Raw genomic sequence first — 17,145 nt, 5'->3', positions numbered from 1 at the left:
AGAATCAGTGGATATTTGAAACAAAAACAGCCAAAAATCTTTGTTTAGATTTCGGCTGTCTGGAGAAGGACTCTTTTGCAAAGGTCTCCGTCTGAACATTCAGACGGCCTTTAAGCATTTCCACAAAAGAAAACGGCATATCCGTAAAGATATGCCGTCAATGGGAGCAGGGACTGCTATATTTGGCAGTGGTTTGTGTTTTAGTCCTCTTGCGCCGCTGTTTGCAGGTAGTTTGGCAAACCAACTTTGCCAATCAATTCCTGCTGAGTTTCAAGCCAGTCGATATGTTCTTCGTTGATGTCTTTTTGTTTTTCCAACAAATCACGGCTGACGTAGTCTTGTTGCTCTTCTGCAAGAGCGATGGCTGCAACCAGAGCATCATGTTTTTCATACTCTTTTTTCAGATCGCAGGCAATGATCTCTTCGGTAGATTCACCGATCAACAGTTTACCCAACTCTTGCAGATTAGGCAGGCCTTCCAAGAACAAAATACGCTCGATCAAATCGTCTGCGGATTTCATTTCGCGGATGGATTGTTTGAAGAAGTGTTCGCCCAATTCTTCAAAGCCCCAGTTTTTCAGAATGCGGGCATGCAGGAAGTATTGGTTGATGGTAACCAAAAGCAAGCCCAAGTTTTTATTCAATTCGCGGATAACTAAGCGATCACCTTTCATTTTCAGCTCCTTATACGTTATACGCTAGATTACAGTTGGCTTTGGTAGTAGTTGCCTTCGCCGACCAATTCGATCAGACGCAGTTGTTGTTCCAACCAGTGAGCGTGATCTTCTTCAGTGTCTTTCAACTGGGCAATCATCAAATCACGGGTAACGTAGTCTTGTGCTTCTTCGCACAGTTTGATGCCTTTTTTCAACGCATCGCGTACTTCGTATTCAGTGTTCAAGTCTGCTTTCAGGCAGGAAATTACGTCGGTACCGATGTTCAGTTCGGCACGGGTCATTTTAGGAGTACCGCCCAACATCAGGATACGACGGATGAAGTCTTCAGCGTGAGTGGTTTCTTCTTCCATCTCGTGGTTCAAACGTTCGAACAGTTTGGTGTAACCCCATTCAGAGTACATGCGAGAGTGGATAAAATATTGGTCGCGAGCAGCCAACTCACCAGACAATAATTCGTTCATGTAATCAATAACTGCTTGGTTGCCTTGCATAATTCTTTCTCTTTCTTTTAAAAGTTGACGATCACGAAATGAAGATTCGTGTGTTGTTATGGAATGAGGTAATTGTATGCATAAGTAGCACTTTTGACAAATTTTCTATTTAAAATACAAACAATTATCAAAAAATTTAACCCGCCCCAAAGGCCATCTAAAAAATTAACCCACTGTTTTTAATAACAATTTTTTGACATTGGTATTAAGAATCCATTGCATCATTCAAAAACATTTACATTCGTTAACCATAAATAAAAGCAAATAATCCAACAAAATCAATCAAATTTAATTATGAATTATTCTCAACTGCTTTTGCCTCATTTTTTTGAATCTTCTACTCCGTCAACACTTAGGAATCGTGCTATAATTGCCAGTTATCTTTTTTTAAGCACCTAGCTGAAACACATAAATTATCATGAAACAAATCCGCAATATTGCCATCATCGCCCACGTCGACCATGGCAAAACCACATTAGTTGACCAATTGCTGCGTCAGTCCGGTACATTCCGTTCCAACCAGCAAGTAGAAGAGCGCGTAATGGACAGCAACGATCTTGAAAAAGAGCGCGGCATTACCATTCTCGCTAAAAATACCGCCATCGAATACGAAGGCTACCACATCAACATCGTAGATACCCCGGGACACGCCGATTTTGGTGGCGAAGTGGAACGTGTATTGGGCATGGTTGACTGCGTCGTACTGTTGGTTGACGCACAAGAAGGCCCTATGCCGCAAACCCGTTTCGTGACCAAAAAAGCCTTGGCTTTGGGTCTGAAACCTATCGTTGTCATCAACAAAATCGACAAACCGTCTGCCCGTCCAAGCTGGGTTATCGACCAAACATTCGAATTGTTTGACAACTTGGGCGCAACCGACGAACAATTGGACTTCCCTATCGTCTATGCTTCCGGCCTGTCCGGCTTTGCCAAATTGGATGAAAACGACGAAAGCAGTGACATGCGTCCTCTGTTCGAGACCATTTTGAAACACACGCCTCCTCCAAGCGGTAACGCAGACGCAACGCTGCAACTTCAAATTTCCCAACTGGACTACGACAACTACACCGGCCGCCTCGGTATCGGCCGCATCCTGAACGGCCGCATCAAACCCGGTCAAGTCGTTGCCGTCATGAATCATGAAGAACAAGTTGCCCAGGGCCGTATCAACCAGCTTTTGGGTTTCCAAGGTTTGGAACGCGTACCTTTGGAAGAAGCTGAAGCCGGCGACATCGTGATTATTTCCGGTATCGAAGACATCGGTATCGGCGTAACCATTACCGACAAAGACAACCCTAAAGGCTTGCCTATGTTGAGCGTGGACGAGCCGACCCTGACCATGGACTTTATGGTCAACACTTCTCCTTTGGCCGGTACGGAAGGCAAATTCGTGACTTCCCGCCAAATCCGCGACCGCCTGCAAAAAGAATTGCTGACCAACGTTGCCCTGCGTGTTGAAGATACTGCCGACGCTGATGTATTCCGTGTTTCCGGCCGTGGCGAATTGCACCTAACCATTTTGTTGGAAAACATGCGCCGCGAAGGCTTTGAATTGGCAGTCGGCAAACCGCGCGTGGTATTCCGTGAAATCAATGGTCAAAAATGCGAGCCTTACGAAAATCTGACCGTGGACGTACCGGATGAAAACCAAGGTGCCGTTATGGAAGAGCTTGGCCGTCGCCGTGGCGAACTGACCAATATGGAAAGCGACGGCAATGGTCGTACCCGCCTGGAGTACCACATTCCAGCACGAGGCCTGATCGGTTTCCAAGGCGAATTCCTGACTTTAACCCGCGGTACCGGTTTGATGAGCCACGTATTCGACGACTACGCGCCGGTTAAACCTGATATGCCCGGCCGCCACAACGGCGTACTGGTTTCTCAGGAGCAAGGTGAAGCCGTTGCTTACGCCCTGTGGAACTTGGAAGACCGAGGCCGTATGTTCGTTTCTCCAAACGACAAAGTCTACGAAGGCATGATTATCGGTATTCACAGCCGTGACAACGACTTGGTGGTAAACCCTCTGAAAGGTAAAAAACTGACCAACGTCCGTGCCAGCGGTACAGATGAAGCCGTGCGCCTGACTACACCGATCAAATTGACTTTGGAAGGCGCAGTTGAGTTCATCGACGATGACGAACTGGTTGAAATTACACCACAATCCATCCGCCTGCGTAAACGCTACCTGAGCGAATTGGAACGTCGCCGTCATTTCAAAAAACTGGACTAATTCTGTTTGATTGATACGTTTTAAAATTAAGGCCGTCTGAAAAGTGTTTTAGAAATCTTAGATTTCATTTTTACACTTTCAGACGGCCTTTTATCATCTGTTCAAATAAAGTAAATCAGCATTTCTTCCGCTTGTACCGCCGGTTCATCAGCGCGATCATTCTTACGATATTGCCCCGGCGATATCCCATATTGCTTTTTAAATGCCTTGCCAAAATGCGTTTCCGATTGAAAACCCACCGAGAGTGCAACCGATAAAACCGAATCCGCCGTCTGTTTCAACAAAAATGCCCCCTGCTGCAAGCGGATACTGTTAACAAAGGCATGTGGACTTGTTCCCGTCTGCTGCTTAAATACCCGCATTAACTGGGCGCGAGATAAGTTGGCAATCGCAGTCATTTTCTCGATATTCCATTCCTCTTCCGGCTTATCCACTACTGCCTGAAGTAGATTCCGCAGGCGTTTGTCCTGCCAACCATTCAGCAAACCGCTTAATTGCGCTTCCCCATTTTTCTCCAGGCTAGCTCGAAGTAGAAATACCAACAATACCGAAGCTAATGCGTTCACAACCGCTACCGAGCCAGACAAAGCCTGACCGCTCTCATACTGCAACAATGCCACCAAATACTGCAAAGAAGGATGGTTGATATTCAGTAAAACCGTATCAGGCAGCCCTGCCATAATATCCGCCTGCGCTTCATATTCAAATCGCGCGCAGAAAAGATGCAAAGCCGCATCGCCTCCTGCATGACTCTGCTTGACTTTAAATGCGCCTCTTTCACTCGTCAGCACGCTGACACCGAGATTTTCACAACTGCTATCACTGCTCAAAGTGTGCCCTACGCTGCGCGGGAAAAAAATGATATCCCCCGCACTCAGCAGCCTTGCCTCTTGCTCCCCATCAATTCGGATATAACCCGAACCGGCAGTTACGATATGCACCAAACCATGCGCACGCTTTGGTTCATGCCGCACATACCACTCCCCCTGAAACAGACATTGAACATCCACGCTGCCTTTTACCTGCGCCAATTCGACCAGCCTATCCACAATATCCATAGTGTTTTTTACCAATAAATGAGATGTTTTGACGAATTAAATCTTACAATTATTGCAATAATACACACACCAAACACAAACGGATAGGATTTTTTATCTTATCCACTCACATTAAGAAAGGACATATCATGTTTAAAGACTGGCCTGAACATACCGCCTTGGTAAAAAAATCATTCGGTGAACTGGGTAAAAATCATCCTAAAATGCTGCAAGCCTACGGCGCACTGGATCAAGCAGCCGCTGCCGAAGCATTGGATGCCAAAACACGCGAACTGATCGCCATTGCCGTTGCCATTACCACACGTTGCGAAAGCTGTATCAGCGTGCATGCAGCAGCCGCAGCCAAAGCAGGTGCAACCGAAAGCGAAATCGCCGGCGCATTGGCCACTGCTATCGCTCTGAATGCAGGTGCCGCTTATACATACGCTTTGCGCGCTTTGGAAGCAGTAGAAACCCAACGCTAATCGGTTTGTAAAATCAGGCAGTCTGAAAGCCTACTCCCCTTTCAGACGGCCTGATGGAATGCTAAACTGATAAAGTTATCATATTGTTTTCTGTCTAATAGGAGATTGAACCATGAAGAAACTGCTGACCGCCGTACTTTTTGCCGCCGCTATTGCCACTCCTTTGGCCGCTTCCGCAGCCTCTATGCCTAAGGTTGAAAAAAGCGCGGCACAACCTGCAAAAGCAAAAGGCGTTTGGATTGATGTCCGCTCTGCCGAAGAATTCAAAGAAGGCCATTTGCAAGGTGCACTCAATATTCCGCATGACCAAATCGTTGACCGCATCAAATCCGTCAGCCCGGATAAAAACGCACCGGTAAACCTCTACTGCCGCAGCGGCCGCCGTGCAGAAGCCGCGCTGACCGAGCTGAAAAAAGCCGGCTACACCAACGTAACCAACCATGGCGGTTATGAAGACTTGGTGAAAAAAGGGTTAAAATAAACCTAGTTGATTTTAAAAAGGCCGTCTGAAACTTTTCAGACGGCCTTTATTGCCATTACAGACAGCAACTTCCAAATCTCAAACGTTTGCTGAGACCTGTTTCGTGAATTAATTGTTTGATAACCAAAATATTGGTGTTATCGGCCATCGCCCGAATACTGTGCGCCTCCATCGGCTCAAGACGAATAACTTGTAAACCTTCAGTCTGCAAAACTTCGTCCACCGTTTTGATTTCGGCTTTACCGTTTAAAACCAAAAGCAAAATAATCGCATCCGCCTCATATGCCGGAATTTCATTATCCTTCTGCAGTGAAAGCTGAACAATCTCCTGATTGCCGTCTGAAGCAATCACGTCGCCCAATAAAGCTTTGGGGTCTAACTCATAATGTTTCATTATTATCCTTTACGCCCAAACGTTGCCGATTCGTGGACAATCGCTTAAGCAAACCAGTACAATACCGCCCATCTTACCGATAGACACAATATTGTCACATGAACATATTAATCTCAAACGACGATGGTTATCTTGCGCCCGGTTTGGCAGTTTTGGCAAGAGTGTGCGCAGAATTTGCTAATGTCAGGGTGGTTGCGCCCGAACGCGATCGAAGCGGTGTCAGCAATTCCCTAACTTTAGACCGTCCTTTACAACTGAAACAGGCGGAAAACGGGTTTTACTATGTGAATGGTACCCCGACCGACTGCATTCATGTCGGCCAGCATTCCCTCGCTGATTTCAAACCCGACTTAGTCTTGTCCGGCATTAACAACGGTGCGAACATGGGCGACGATACGCTTTATTCCGGTACGGTTGCCGCCGCGACGGAAGCCTACCTGATGGGCATTCCTGCCATTGCTTTCTCACTTGCCGATTCCAGCGGCCGTTATTGGGAAACCGCGGAAAAAGCCGCTTGGATACTGCTTTCCTACTTTCTCAAACGCCCTATTTCCGAACCCATCTTATGGAATATCAATATCCCTGCCGTCGCGCCTGAAGATATCCAAGGCATAAAAATTACACGGCTCGGCCGTCGTCATCATGAACAAAGCATTGTTCCCATGTATAATCCACGTGGCGAACAAATTTATTGGATTGGGCCGGTCGGCGATGTTTCCGACAGCGAAGAAGGTACCGACTTTGGCGAATGCGCGTCCGGCTTCATCACGATTACCCCCCTGCAAGTCGATTTGACTGCCTACGGACAAATGGAGCAAACCACTTCCTTTTGGTCAGAAATCCCTGCGCCTTAACAGTCCCTAACAGCCGAACACTTGAGAAACAAGCATATTTTTATTATGATATGCTCCGACGAGAACAATTACCCGAATACGAAAGTCATTAACATGTTGAAAAAAAGTGTATCTTATGCCGGATCGGCAGCTTTGGTTTTATTACTTGCAGCCTGTGCCAGCCAACAACCGGCTCCTGTAGTCGTCGGCACACAAAGCGGTGGTTCAACAACAAGCTCTACCGCTGACAATCCTTACGGTGCAGCGCCTTACAATACCAACACCAGCCCAGCGGCAGATGCTCCATACACTCCGCCGGCAAGTACACCTGCTCCAACATACAACAGCGGCAGCACCGGCACTTACACGCCTTCTTATGCACCTGTTGATATTAATGCAGCGACACATACTGTTGTTCGTGGTGATACCGTTTACAACATCTCCAAACGCTACAACATTACCCAAGACAATCTGCGTGCATGGAATAACCTGGCCGACAACACCATCAGCATTGGTCAAACCCTGCGCGTAAAACCTGAAGGCTACGTTGCACCGGCAGCTTCTGCAAGCAAACCTTCTACTCCAACAACGACGACCACTACTCCGGCCCCAAGCACACCTGCCAATACACCAACCGTGTCTACCGGCAGCAGCCGTAACGTCAGCGGCATCACATGGCAGCGTCCGACTACCGGTAACGTTATCGCCAACTTCGGCGGCAGCAACAAAGGCGTAGATATCGCCGGTACGCAAGGCCAGCCGGTTGTTGCAGCGGCAGACGGTAAAGTCGTTTACGCAGGCTCAGGCTTGCGCGGTTACGGCAACTTGGTCATCATCCAACACAACTCCTCATTCTTGAGCGCATACGGCCACAACCAACGCCTGCTGGTTAATGAAAACCAAACCGTTAAACGCGGTCAAACCATTGCGCACATGGGTAATACCGATGCATCTCGTACCCAGCTGCACTTTGAAATCCGTCAAAACGGCAAACCGGTCAATCCGGCAAATTATGTTGCCTTCTAAACTGATTCAAGCAACCTAATTTCAATTCAATCCCTGCCTAAATGTCATTTAGGTAGGGATTGTTTGTACCGGTTCCCCATGAAATTTCATCTTCCCCTTCTTTATACCCTGCTATTGGGCGGTTGCGCCGCGTTTTTGCCATCATTGGACGAACGCACCCAAAGCAGTTATCTTGACATACCTGCTACGCCGCGGCTGGACAGCGCATTAGGCATTCCTTCTACGTCCTCCAAGACCGATGTTTCCCATATCTATCTGCTGAACGATGCCCATGAAGCCTTTGTCGCCCGTGCAGCCCTGATTGAATCCGCCGACCATACCCTCGATTTGCAATACTATATCTGGCACAACGACATATCCGGCAAGCTTCTGTTCAACCTGATTCATCGCGCGGCCGAACGCGGCGTCCGTGTGCGTTTGCTTCTGGACGACAACAACACCAACGGCATGGATGATCTCCTGCTGGCACTCGACAATCATCCCAATATCGAAGTCCGCCTGTTTAATCCCTTTATTTTCAGAAAATGGCGTGCACTCGGCTACGTTGCCGACTTTCCGCGACTTAACCGCCGAATGCACAACAAATCGTTTACCGCCGACAACCGTGCCACCATTTTGGGCGGACGCAATATTGGCGACGAATATTTTAAGGTTAACGACGATACCATCTTTGCCGACCTCGATATCCTCGCTACAGGCCGCGTAGTAACCGAAGTTTCCCAAGACTTCGACCGCTATTGGGCAAGCCACTCCGCCTATAACGCAACCAGCATCATCAAACGGGGAAATCTGCAAAAAGGATTGGCAGAGCTCAATTACACCGACCAAGATAAAAACCAAACGCTCATCCGCTATCGTCAAAGCATCGAACACTCCAACCTCTATCAAAAAATGCAGAGTAACCTTATGGAGTGGCAAAGCGTCAGCACACGCCTGATCAGCGATGACCCGGCCAAAGGCTTAGACCGCGACCGGCACAAACCGCCTATTTCCGAACGCCTGCAAGACGCCCTCAAGCAACCCGAAAAAAGCGTTTATCTTGTCTCCCCTTATTTTGTACCCACAAAATCGGGCGTTAAAGCCATAGAAAAACTGATTCATAACGGCGTGGATGTTACCGTTCTGACCAACTCCCTCCAAGCGACCGACGTTGCCGCCGTCCATTCCGGCTACGTCAAATACCGTAAGCCTTTGCTTAAAGCTGGGGTCAAACTTTACGAACTCCAGCCCAACCACGCCGTTCCGACCTCCAAAGACCGCGGCTTGACCGGTAGCTCCACCACCAGCTTGCATGCCAAAACATTCATCGTGGACGAAAAACGTATTTTCATCGGCTCATTCAACCTCGACCCACGCTCCGCACGCCTCAATACCGAAATGGGCGTCGTCATCGAAAGCCCTGAAATCGCAGGCCAAATGCAGCGCACACTCGTAACGACCACCCCAAGCTACGCCTATCAGGTAACGCTTGGCAATTACAACAAACTATACTGGTATGACCCAAGCGAAAAACGAACTTACGCACACGAACCCGAAGCCAAGTTCTGGAAACGGATGACTTCAAAAATCCTGTCCATCCTGCCCATAGAAGGATTATTATAGAGGCCGTCTGAAAACAGAAATCATGCGGCCGGAGGAATTCACCATGTCTCGACTCATCTGCAAAACCCTATTTGTTTGTACCGCCAGCCTATTGTTGGCCTCCTGCGGCACTACCGGCAAACACAAATCCCACAAGCCGCAAACAACCGCCAGAAAAGTCCAACCTGTCCGCATTTCCCATATCGACCGCACCCAAGGTTCGCAGGAATTGATGCTTCACAGCCTAGGCCTGATCGGCACGCCCTACAAATGGGGCGGCAGCACCACATCCACGGGCTTTGACTGCAGCGGCATGATCCAATTCGTCTATAAAAACGCCCTCAACGTCAATCTGCCACGCACCGCACGCGATATGGCCGCAGCCAGCCGAAAAATTCCCGACGGTAAATTAAAAGCCGGCGATCTTGTCTTTTTCAACACCGGCGGCGCACACAAATATTCCCATGTCGGCCTCTACATCGGCAACGGCGAATTTATCCACGCCCCCAGCAGCGGTAAAACCATCAAAACCGAAAAACTTTCCACCCCGTTCTACGCAAAAAACTATTTGGGCGCACATACTTTTTTTACTGAATAAATCAAGGCCGTCTGAAAGGTATCGCAATATCATCATTAAAGGCCTGTCAATCTTGCAGCAATGTTATTTTAGAGTTTAGAAATCGCTATCCAAATATTCAATTAAATATTTTTACAGGAAAATAGAATCATGGAAAAAATAAAAAATTATATAGAATTCAAGAAATTATTTAAAAATATAACGGAAAAATTTGTCAGAGATTTAGATATAACATTAATTGAAGCAGCTGAATATTCTATAATTGAATTCGAAATTTATTTATCTGAATATCCGGAAGATAGTACATTTATTTTTACAGCATGGGCAATCTATCTGTTAGAAAATAACTGTCTCAATGAAAGAGGAAAAGATAATTTTTTCATCGCGGAAATGAAAAAATGTTATCAACAAACTAATTTGGATAGAATAAAATCTATCTATTCTTCGAGTGACTATCATATTTTTGCTAAGGATGTAAACAAGATTCAACAAACATTTAAATTAAATCTTGCCAATATCATGCAGCAAGAGTAGCAACTGTATTTTTAACCCCGTAATACCTTTCAATCTATTGCCGATGAGTAACGCTTGATTGCAAGATACGCCCATGCAAAAATTTACCCATAATAAAGAAACAGAAAAATAACAATTAGTTTCAACAACTTAAATCATCTTCCGCCCTGTCATTTTACAAATACGAAACCATCAAGGATATATCATGCACACAGAATCCGTTCTAACCCTCCTCAAAACACTGCAAAACCAAATCTGCGCCGCGCTGGAGCAAGAAGATGGCGAAGCCAAATTTGTGCATGAAGCATGGACTGGGAAGCTGGGTATCGGCGAAACCCGTGTATTGAAAAACGGCGCAGTATTCGAGCAGGCAGGTGTGAATTTCTCGCATGTAAAGGGAACAAAAATGCCGGCTTCTGCTACGGCCCATCGTCCGGAATTGGCGGGCGCGGCGTTTGAAGCCATGGGTGTGTCGCTGGTCATTCATCCGAAAAATCCTTATGTCCCGACCAGCCATGCCAATATGCGCTTTTTTATTGCCTATCCTGAAAATGCCGAGCCGGTTTGGTGGTTTGGCGGCGGCTTTGATCTGACGCCGTTTTATCCTTTTGAAGAAGATATCGTGCATTGGCACACAGTGGCTCGGGACGTATGCGCGCCATTTGGCGAATCAGTTTATCCTGAATTCAAACAATGGTGTGACGAATATTTCTATTTGAAACACCGTAACGAAACACGCGGCGTGGGCGGCCTGTTTTTTGACGATTTAAACCGCTGGGATTTCGATACCTGCTTGAATTTTATCAAGGCAGTCGGGGAGGGCTATATCGCAGCGTATCTGCCGATTGTGGCAAAACGCAAAAATACGCCTTATGGAGAACGTGAACGCGATTTCCAACTATACCGTCGCGGACGCTATGTAGAATTTAACTTGGTTTGGGACAGAGGCACACTGTTCGGCCTGCAAAGCGGCGGCCGTACGGAAAGCATTTTGATGTCTATGCCACCTTTGGTACGCTTTGAGTATCAATATGCGCCGGAAGAAGGTTCTCCAGAAGCCGCATTAAATCAATTTTTGGTAGCGCGAGACTGGCTGAAAGAATTTGGAAAATAATATCCGTTTGCAATACAGGCCGTCTGAAAAGCTGTTTTTAACCATAAATACTGCTTTTTCAGACGGCCTTTGCTTCAATTGCTTTGAATTTGCATACCTTTGCCTATTGCGCTGTTTCCTCTCTATAGAGTTTTTGAGACAATGCGCCCATATAAAAATCACCTCACAAACCACACTAAAAGGAATAATCGGTGAAACGCATTTTCTTATTTATCGCAACCAATATCGCAGTTCTGGTTGTCATCCGTGTTATTTTGGCTATCTTGGGCATCAACAGTACCGACCAAGTCGGCAGCCTGTTGGCTTATTCCGCCGTCGTCGGCTTCAGCGGCTCGATTGTCTCCCTGCTGATGTCGAAAACCATCGCCAAACATTCGGTCGGCGCCGTCGTCATCGACCAGCCCCAAAGCGAAGAAGAAGCTTGGCTGTTGGCAACTGTTGAAGCGCAAGCCCGCCAATGGAATCTGAAAACGCCGGAAGTAGCCATTTACGACTCTCCCGAGCCTAACGCCTTTGCAACCGGCGCGACCAAAAACAGCTCGCTCGTCGCTGTCAGCACCGGCCTGCTCGACCACATGACCCGCGATGAAGTCGAAGCCGTTTTAGCGCACGAAATGGCGCACGTCGGCAACGGCGATATGGTAACGCTGACGCTGATTCAAGGTATTGTGAATACTTTTGTCGTCTTCTTGGCGCGCATCGTTTCCAGCATGGTGGCGCGCAACAATGACGGCAGCACTTCGCAAGGTACATATTTCATGGTCAGCATGGTATTGCAGATCGTATTCGGCTTCCTAGCCAGCATCATTGTGATGTGGTTCAGCCGCCAACGCGAATACCGCGCCGATGCGGGCGCTGCAAAACTGGTGGGCGCGCCGAAAATGATTGCCGCCCTGCAACGCTTAAAAGGCAGCACCAGCGATCTGCCGCAAACCATGACCGCAATGGGCATTGCCAGCGAAGCAAAAGATTCTTGGTTCAGCACCCATCCTTCTTTGGACAACCGCATCAGCCGTTTGAAAAACCGCTAATCAAAAACATCAAGGCCGTCTGAAACATCCATTTCAGACGGCCTTTTTTATTTCTTCATCAAAGCCCGTTTGATGATAATCATCCAGTCTTTCTTATCCAACAGCGGCCGCTGGTTAAACACGTCATATTTGCAACCGTCCAGCTTCTGCAAAATCAACTGGCCGCCGACAATAATCATGCGCAACTCAAAACCGATTCGTCCTTTGAGGGTTTTGCCCAACGGCGAGCCGGCCTTCAGCATTTGAAAGGCACGTTGGCACTCGTGCGCCATCAGTCGTTGAAAAGCAAAGTCGGCTTTGCCGGCCGCAATCTGTTCTTCGCTGACTTTGAACTTCTGCAAATCTTCCTGAGGGATGTACACGCGCCCTTTCTGCCAATCTACCGCCACGTCCTGCCAAAAATTAATCAGCTGCAAGGCAGTGCAAATACCGTCGCTTTGCGCCATGCTCACTTCATCGGTTTGCCCGTACAAATGCAGCATAATGCGCCCCACCGGATTGGCGGACAAACGGCAATAGGCAATCAATTCGCCAAAGTTTTCGTAACGGGTTTTGACCACATCCTGACCGAACGCCGCCAGCAAATCATAAAACGGCTGCAACGGCAATTGAAACGGCTCAATCGCTTCGTTATGCAAACGCTGCATCAAAGCCGTTTGCGGTTTCCCGCCTTGTGCAATACGGTCTAACTCTGCCTTCAGTTCGTCCAGTTGGCGCAGGCGTTCGACTGCTTCGGCATTACCTTCGTCGGCAATATCGTCCGCCGTCCGTGCAAAAGCGTAAACGGCGTGAACCGGCTTGCGCAAACGGCGCGGCAGCACAATGGAGCCGATAGGGAAGTTTTCGTAATGATTGACTGACATGGGAAATCCGAAAGTTTAAAATAAAGTGTTTTTGCTGACAGGCCGTCTGAAATTCAGACGGCCTTACGTTTGGCCGCAAAGAAATCCTGCAATACGCTTTGGCATTCTTCTGCCAATACGCCGCCCAAAATTGCGGTATGCTTGTTCAGACGTTTGTCGGCAAACAAATCAACCACGCTGCCTGCCGCTCCGGTTTTGGCTTCGGCCGCACCATAAATCACGCGCCCGATCCGTGCCTGTATCAAGGCAGATGCGCACATGGAGCAAGGCTCTAATGTGATGTACACGTCGCAGTTTTCCAAGCGGTAGTTTTGCAAGGCCTTGCCTGCTACGGCAAGCGCATTGATTTCGGCGTGGTGGCTGACATTGTGGTCGCCAATGCAAGTATTGTGTGCCACTGAGATTGCCTTGCCTTGATATACGATGACCGCGCCAACGGGGACTTCACCCAATGCCGCCGATTGTCTGGCCTGTTCTATCGCCAGCCGCATAAAGGCTTCCATATCGTTTTGAGAAGGGAAAACGGCAACTGGCGGATGGTTTTTCAAGGCCTCGCCCAGCTCCGTCTTTCTCTCCTCGGAAATATGCCGGACGTCCACACCTGAAACCAGCGCAGCCAGTTGCCACAAGGTGCTTTTGGTTACGGTCAAACCCGACACTTTCAGCAATAGAAATGCGCGGACTGCGCCGACTTCGTGTAAATCTTCCAGTGTACGAATACCCAATTCTTTTAGCGCGGCCAATGTTTTAGGCGCAAGTGGTGGCGTGGTCAGCATGGATTATTCCTGAAAATGCTGACGCGCCAAGGCTAAGGCCGTCTGAACATAATCGCTGTCTGCGTAAGGATCTAATGTATGCGCCAAAGGAATTTTCCGCAACCAGGTCAACTGGCGTTTGGCAAGCTGGCGCGTGGCGACAATGCCTTTTTCGACAAAGGTGTCATAATTGGTTTCGCCTTCGAGATAATCCCAAGCCTGACGGTAGCCCACGCAGCGCATAGACGGCATATCGGCATGCAGTTGCGGAAAATCGCGGCGTAAGCCGTGCATTTCATCTAGGAAACCGTGTTCCAGCATATTTAAAAAGCGTTTTTCGATTTGGCAGTGTAACAAATGACGGTCTTCAGGGATAAGGGCAACCGTGCATAAATCCAATAAAGGCGCGGCCTGCTTCTGCTCTGTGAAATGTTCGCTCAAAGGCTTGCCGGTCAGAAGATAGACTTCCAAAGCGCGTTCAATACGCTGGCTGTCATTGGCTTTCAGACGGCCTGCCGTAATCGGGTCAACTTCCTGCAAACGGCGATACAGGCCTGCCAGACCGTGTTCGTTTTTTTCTGCCTGAAGTTGTGCGCGCACCGCCGCATCTGCACTAGGTAAATCGTTCAAACCTTCCGTCAGCGCGTGGAAATACATCATCGTGCCGCCGACAATCAGAGGATAGCGACCGCGCGCATGTATTTCGTTCACCAAGCGCACGCAGTCACCGACAAAATCCGCCGCGCTGTAACTTTCCAGCGGCGAGATAATATCAATCAAATGATGCGGTACGGCGGCAAGCTCTTCGGCAGTCGGCTTGGCTGTACCGATGTCCATGCCGCGATACACCAGCGCGGAATCCAAACTGATGATTTCCACCGGCAACGATTGGGCAATATTTAAGGCCAGTGCGGTTTTACCGCCGGCGGTCGGGCCGAGTACGGCGAAGGCTTTGGGCGCGTTCATAAGAAAACGGAAAAATTAAAAATGCGATTATAGCAAACCCGGCCAAACCATATTTCAGGCCGTCTGAAACATTTGCTCTACATTATCAAAAGCGTTACACTTGCTACGCCGTTTCAGACGGCCTTTTATATTGATTTCAAACCTGCTGCTGCCGTCATTGCGCCGGCAGTCAAGCCGTCAGTGACACTGCGTCGCTGTAAACACGAAAGAACACACTATGACCGTATCTCCCGTAGCCTTGCGCCGTCAAACCGAGCGCAAGCCGCATCCGACTGCGCGTTATTGGAAAAAATGCGATGTCGAGGCTTTGTTTGGACTGCCTTTCCTCGACCTCGTTTTCCAAGCCGCCGAAATCCACCGCCAAAACTTCAACCCGCGCGAAATCCAACTTTCCACCCTGCTCTCCATCAAAACCGGCGGCTGCCCCGAAGACTGCGCCTACTGCCCGCAATCGGCACACCACAACACCAATCTGGGCAAAGAGCAAATGATGGATGTGGACGAAATCGTCGAAAAAGCCAAAATTGCCCAATCGCGCGGCGCCAGCCGTTTCTGTATGGGCGCAGCATGGCGCGGCCCCAAACCCAAAGACGTGGCTGTCGTTTCCGAAATCATCAGCGCGGTGAAAGGCTTGGGCATGGAAGTGTGCGGCACCTTCGGCATGCTCGAAGACGGCATGGCTGAAGACTTCAAAAAAGCCGGTTTGGACTACTACAACCACAACCTCGACACCGACCCCGAACGCTACAACGACATCATCCACACCCGTCAACACGAAGACCGCATGGATACTTTGGGCAAAGTTCGCAACGCCGGTTTAAAAGTCTGCTGCGGCGGCATCGTCGGCATGAACGAGACCCGCGCCGAGCGTGCCGGACTGATTGCCAGCCTCGCCAACCTCGACCCGCAGCCCGAAAGCGTACCGATTAACCAGTTGGTCAAAGTAGAAGGCACGCCGCTTGCCGATGCCGAAGATTTAGACTGGACAGAATTTGTCCGCACCATCGCTGTGGCGCGGATTACTATGCCCGAGAGCTACGTCCGCCTGTCCGCAGGCCGCAGCAATATGCCGGAATCCATGCAGGCCATGTGTTTCATGGCTGGCGCAAACTCGATTTTCTACGGCGACAAGCTGCTGACCACGGGCAATCCGGACGAAGACGGCGACCGCCTGCTGATGGAAAAACTGAATTTGTATCCGCTGCGCTTTGAATTGGAAGAAGAATACAAAGCTGCACAGGAAACGCCCAAAATCAAAGTCGACTATTAACCGCCATCATAAAAGGCCGTCTGAAACTTTTTCAGACGGCCTTTTATCGTTATTCAACATTAAAACTTTCAATCTTCCGTATCCACTCTTCCTTTTCCGCCTCGCTCAAAAACGAAGCGCGGAACGAATTGGCGCACAAGGTTTTGATTTCTTCCGCACTCAAATCTAAAGCCTCGGCAAGCGCTTCAAAATTGCGGTTCATATAGCCGCCGAAATACGCCGGATCATCGGAATTGACGGTTACCAACACGCCGCGTTGCAACATACGGCGCAAATTGTGTTTTGCCATTTCAGGGAACACTTTTAATTTCAAATTGCTCAACGGGCAAACGGTCAACGGCATTTGCTCTGCAATCAAACGCGCCATCAATGCCTCATCTTCTTCCGCCCGTACGCCATGATCGATACGGCGGACATGCAGCAAGTCCAAAGCCTCGTAAACATATTCCGGTGGGCCTTCTTCTCCGGCATGCGCCACCGTCAACAAACCCTCCGCCCGCGCCTGAGCAAACACACGTTCAAACTTGGAGGGAGGATGCCCCAGTTCGCTCGAATCCAAGCCTACACCGATGATGTGTTCTTTATAAGGCAAAGCCTGACTTAAGGTTTCAAATGCGCTTTCTTCCGACAAATGCCGCAAAAAACACATAATCAAACGCGTACTTATGCCCCATTGCTGCCCGGTTTCACGACAGGCGCGGACAATGCCGTTAATCTTTCAAACGCCACGCCACGCGCAGTATGGGTTTGCGGATCAAAAAATATTTCCGTATGCACGACATTGTCTTCGCGGCAACGCTCAAGATACGCGCGGGTCAAGC

18 protein-coding genes and 1 pseudogene are annotated in these 17,145 nt (G+C 48.7%); 11 read left to right on the top strand and 8 right to left on the bottom strand.

What is annotated here, in order from left to right; genetic code table 11:
* Window positions 1-200 precede the first annotated feature (200 nt).
* Together bfr (HMPREF2872_RS11105) and bfr (HMPREF2872_RS11100) are read right to left on the bottom strand one after the other, a co-directional pair.
* The gene (bfr, locus tag HMPREF2872_RS11105) at window positions 201-674 is read right to left on the bottom strand and encodes a bacterioferritin (RefSeq protein WP_003686403.1); all 474 of its coding nucleotides are present in this window, start codon (window positions 672-674) and stop codon (window positions 201-203) included.
* A 29-nt stretch (window positions 675-703) separates the two neighbouring features.
* Window positions 704-1,168 (bottom strand): bacterioferritin, encoded by a 465-nt coding sequence (gene bfr, locus HMPREF2872_RS11100; RefSeq protein WP_070633639.1) that lies wholly within the window; start codon window positions 1,166-1,168, stop codon window positions 704-706.
* 418 nt (window positions 1,169-1,586) lie between these two features.
* On the opposite strand from bfr (HMPREF2872_RS11100), the gene typA reads away from it, so the two are divergent.
* The gene (gene typA / locus HMPREF2872_RS11095; RefSeq protein WP_049329418.1) at window positions 1,587-3,398 is read left to right on the top strand and encodes a translational GTPase TypA; all 1,812 of its coding nucleotides are present in this window, start codon (window positions 1,587-1,589) and stop codon (window positions 3,396-3,398) included.
* Window positions 3,399-3,499: 101 nt separating this feature from the next.
* On the opposite strand, the gene HMPREF2872_RS11090 is transcribed toward typA, so the two are convergent.
* Window positions 3,500-4,456, bottom strand: coding sequence for a cupin domain-containing protein (locus HMPREF2872_RS11090; protein ID WP_070633637.1), 957 nt, complete (start codon window positions 4,454-4,456; stop codon window positions 3,500-3,502).
* A gap of 128 nt (window positions 4,457-4,584) precedes the next feature.
* Here HMPREF2872_RS11090 and HMPREF2872_RS11085 point away from each other — a divergent pair, with 128 nt between their 5' ends.
* Both HMPREF2872_RS11085 and HMPREF2872_RS11080 read left to right on the top strand, forming a co-directional pair.
* Window positions 4,585-4,920 carry a carboxymuconolactone decarboxylase family protein gene (locus tag HMPREF2872_RS11085; RefSeq protein WP_003680742.1) on the top strand — a complete coding sequence of 112 codons (336 nt, stop codon included), beginning with the start codon at window positions 4,585-4,587 and terminating at the stop codon, window positions 4,918-4,920.
* Between the two features lie 112 nt (window positions 4,921-5,032).
* Window positions 5,033-5,401 carry a rhodanese-like domain-containing protein gene (locus HMPREF2872_RS11080; protein WP_003686323.1) on the top strand — a complete coding sequence of 123 codons (369 nt, stop codon included), beginning with the start codon at window positions 5,033-5,035 and terminating at the stop codon, window positions 5,399-5,401.
* Between the two features lie 55 nt (window positions 5,402-5,456).
* Here the strand turns inward: HMPREF2872_RS11080 and HMPREF2872_RS11075 are convergent, their stop codons facing one another.
* Window positions 5,457-5,795: a cupin domain-containing protein gene (locus tag HMPREF2872_RS11075; protein WP_070633635.1), complete on the bottom strand. Its 339-nt coding sequence runs from the start codon at window positions 5,793-5,795 to the stop codon at window positions 5,457-5,459.
* 98 nt (window positions 5,796-5,893) lie between these two features.
* On the opposite strand from HMPREF2872_RS11075, the gene surE reads away from it, so the two are divergent.
* The 7 genes from surE (at window position 5,894) to htpX (ending at window position 12,470) form a co-directional block, all read left to right on the top strand.
* On the top strand, window positions 5,894-6,649 hold the full coding sequence (gene surE / locus HMPREF2872_RS11070; RefSeq protein ID WP_070633633.1) for a 5'/3'-nucleotidase SurE: 756 nt from the start codon (window positions 5,894-5,896) through the stop codon (window positions 6,647-6,649).
* A 93-nt stretch (window positions 6,650-6,742) separates the two neighbouring features.
* Window positions 6,743-7,654 carry a peptidoglycan DD-metalloendopeptidase family protein gene (locus tag HMPREF2872_RS11065; RefSeq protein ID WP_070633631.1) on the top strand — a complete coding sequence of 304 codons (912 nt, stop codon included), beginning with the start codon at window positions 6,743-6,745 and terminating at the stop codon, window positions 7,652-7,654.
* Window positions 7,655-7,732: 78 nt separating this feature from the next.
* Window positions 7,733-9,256: a phospholipase D family protein gene (locus tag HMPREF2872_RS11060; RefSeq protein ID WP_070633629.1), complete on the top strand. Its 1,524-nt coding sequence runs from the start codon at window positions 7,733-7,735 to the stop codon at window positions 9,254-9,256.
* A gap of 43 nt (window positions 9,257-9,299) precedes the next feature.
* Window positions 9,300-9,833: a C40 family peptidase gene (locus tag HMPREF2872_RS11055; protein WP_070633627.1), complete on the top strand. Its 534-nt coding sequence runs from the start codon at window positions 9,300-9,302 to the stop codon at window positions 9,831-9,833.
* Between the two features lie 129 nt (window positions 9,834-9,962).
* Window positions 9,963-10,346 carry a hypothetical protein gene (locus HMPREF2872_RS11050; protein WP_002219725.1) on the top strand — a complete coding sequence of 128 codons (384 nt, stop codon included), beginning with the start codon at window positions 9,963-9,965 and terminating at the stop codon, window positions 10,344-10,346.
* 184 nt (window positions 10,347-10,530) lie between these two features.
* Window positions 10,531-11,439, top strand: a complete 909-nt coding sequence (gene hemF / locus HMPREF2872_RS11045) for an oxygen-dependent coproporphyrinogen oxidase (protein ID WP_070633625.1) — start codon at window positions 10,531-10,533, stop codon at window positions 11,437-11,439.
* A gap of 191 nt (window positions 11,440-11,630) precedes the next feature.
* Window positions 11,631-12,470, top strand: a complete 840-nt coding sequence (htpX, locus tag HMPREF2872_RS11040) for a protease HtpX (protein ID WP_070633622.1) — start codon at window positions 11,631-11,633, stop codon at window positions 12,468-12,470.
* Between the two features lie 47 nt (window positions 12,471-12,517).
* Here the strand turns inward: htpX and hpnC are convergent, their stop codons facing one another.
* The 3 genes from hpnC to miaA are packed head-to-tail and all read right to left on the bottom strand — an operon-like array spanning window position 12,518 to window position 15,054.
* Window positions 12,518-13,333 carry a squalene synthase HpnC gene (gene hpnC / locus HMPREF2872_RS11035; protein WP_070633620.1) on the bottom strand — a complete coding sequence of 272 codons (816 nt, stop codon included), beginning with the start codon at window positions 13,331-13,333 and terminating at the stop codon, window positions 12,518-12,520.
* Window positions 13,334-13,386: 53 nt separating this feature from the next.
* Window positions 13,387-14,109 (bottom strand): tRNA adenosine(34) deaminase TadA, encoded by a 723-nt coding sequence (gene tadA, locus HMPREF2872_RS11030; protein ID WP_070633617.1) that lies wholly within the window; start codon window positions 14,107-14,109, stop codon window positions 13,387-13,389.
* 3 nt (window positions 14,110-14,112) lie between these two features.
* Window positions 14,113-15,054, bottom strand: coding sequence for a tRNA (adenosine(37)-N6)-dimethylallyltransferase MiaA (miaA, locus tag HMPREF2872_RS11025; RefSeq protein ID WP_070633615.1), 942 nt, complete (start codon window positions 15,052-15,054; stop codon window positions 14,113-14,115).
* Between the two features lie 217 nt (window positions 15,055-15,271).
* Here miaA and bioB point away from each other — a divergent pair, with 217 nt between their 5' ends.
* Window positions 15,272-16,324 (top strand): biotin synthase BioB, encoded by a 1,053-nt coding sequence (gene bioB, locus HMPREF2872_RS11020; RefSeq protein WP_070633614.1) that lies wholly within the window; start codon window positions 15,272-15,274, stop codon window positions 16,322-16,324.
* A 49-nt stretch (window positions 16,325-16,373) separates the two neighbouring features.
* Here bioB and add read toward each other — a convergent pair.
* Window positions 16,374-17,145: pseudogene (gene add / locus HMPREF2872_RS11015) on the bottom strand (adenosine deaminase); the annotation flags it as partial.

Source organism: Neisseria sp. HMSC069H12 (assembly GCF_001812735.1).
Taxonomy (GTDB): domain Bacteria; phylum Pseudomonadota; class Gammaproteobacteria; order Burkholderiales; family Neisseriaceae; genus Neisseria; species Neisseria subflava.
Note: the sequence above shows the minus strand (reverse complement) of the source record. Positions and strands in the feature narration are given on the sequence as shown.

What these genes read in the sequence shown, in the direction of transcription:
- bfr (WP_003686403.1), bottom strand. Translation starts at nt 674, where the DNA reads ATGAAAGGTGATCGCTTAGTTATCCGCGAATTGAATAAAAACTTGGGC.
- bfr (WP_070633639.1), bottom strand. Translation starts at nt 1,168, where the DNA reads ATGCAAGGCAACCAAGCAGTTATTGATTACATGAACGAATTATTGTCT.
- typA (WP_049329418.1), top strand. Translation starts at nt 1,587, where the DNA reads ATGAAACAAATCCGCAATATTGCCATCATCGCCCACGTCGACCATGGC.
- HMPREF2872_RS11090 (WP_070633637.1), bottom strand. Translation starts at nt 4,456, where the DNA reads ATGGATATTGTGGATAGGCTGGTCGAATTGGCGCAGGTAAAAGGCAGC.
- HMPREF2872_RS11085 (WP_003680742.1), top strand. Translation starts at nt 4,585, where the DNA reads ATGTTTAAAGACTGGCCTGAACATACCGCCTTGGTAAAAAAATCATTC.
- HMPREF2872_RS11080 (WP_003686323.1), top strand. Translation starts at nt 5,033, where the DNA reads ATGAAGAAACTGCTGACCGCCGTACTTTTTGCCGCCGCTATTGCCACT.
- HMPREF2872_RS11075 (WP_070633635.1), bottom strand. Translation starts at nt 5,795, where the DNA reads ATGAAACATTATGAGTTAGACCCCAAAGCTTTATTGGGCGACGTGATT.
- surE (WP_070633633.1), top strand. Translation starts at nt 5,894, where the DNA reads ATGAACATATTAATCTCAAACGACGATGGTTATCTTGCGCCCGGTTTG.
- HMPREF2872_RS11065 (WP_070633631.1), top strand. Translation starts at nt 6,743, where the DNA reads ATGTTGAAAAAAAGTGTATCTTATGCCGGATCGGCAGCTTTGGTTTTA.
- HMPREF2872_RS11060 (WP_070633629.1), top strand. Translation starts at nt 7,733, where the DNA reads ATGAAATTTCATCTTCCCCTTCTTTATACCCTGCTATTGGGCGGTTGC.
- HMPREF2872_RS11055 (WP_070633627.1), top strand. Translation starts at nt 9,300, where the DNA reads ATGTCTCGACTCATCTGCAAAACCCTATTTGTTTGTACCGCCAGCCTA.
- HMPREF2872_RS11050 (WP_002219725.1), top strand. Translation starts at nt 9,963, where the DNA reads ATGGAAAAAATAAAAAATTATATAGAATTCAAGAAATTATTTAAAAAT.
- hemF (WP_070633625.1), top strand. Translation starts at nt 10,531, where the DNA reads ATGCACACAGAATCCGTTCTAACCCTCCTCAAAACACTGCAAAACCAA.
- hpnC (WP_070633620.1), bottom strand. Translation starts at nt 13,333, where the DNA reads ATGTCAGTCAATCATTACGAAAACTTCCCTATCGGCTCCATTGTGCTG.
- tadA (WP_070633617.1), bottom strand. Translation starts at nt 14,109, where the DNA reads ATGCTGACCACGCCACCACTTGCGCCTAAAACATTGGCCGCGCTAAAA.
- miaA (WP_070633615.1), bottom strand. Translation starts at nt 15,054, where the DNA reads ATGAACGCGCCCAAAGCCTTCGCCGTACTCGGCCCGACCGCCGGCGGT.
- bioB (WP_070633614.1), top strand. Translation starts at nt 15,272, where the DNA reads ATGACCGTATCTCCCGTAGCCTTGCGCCGTCAAACCGAGCGCAAGCCG.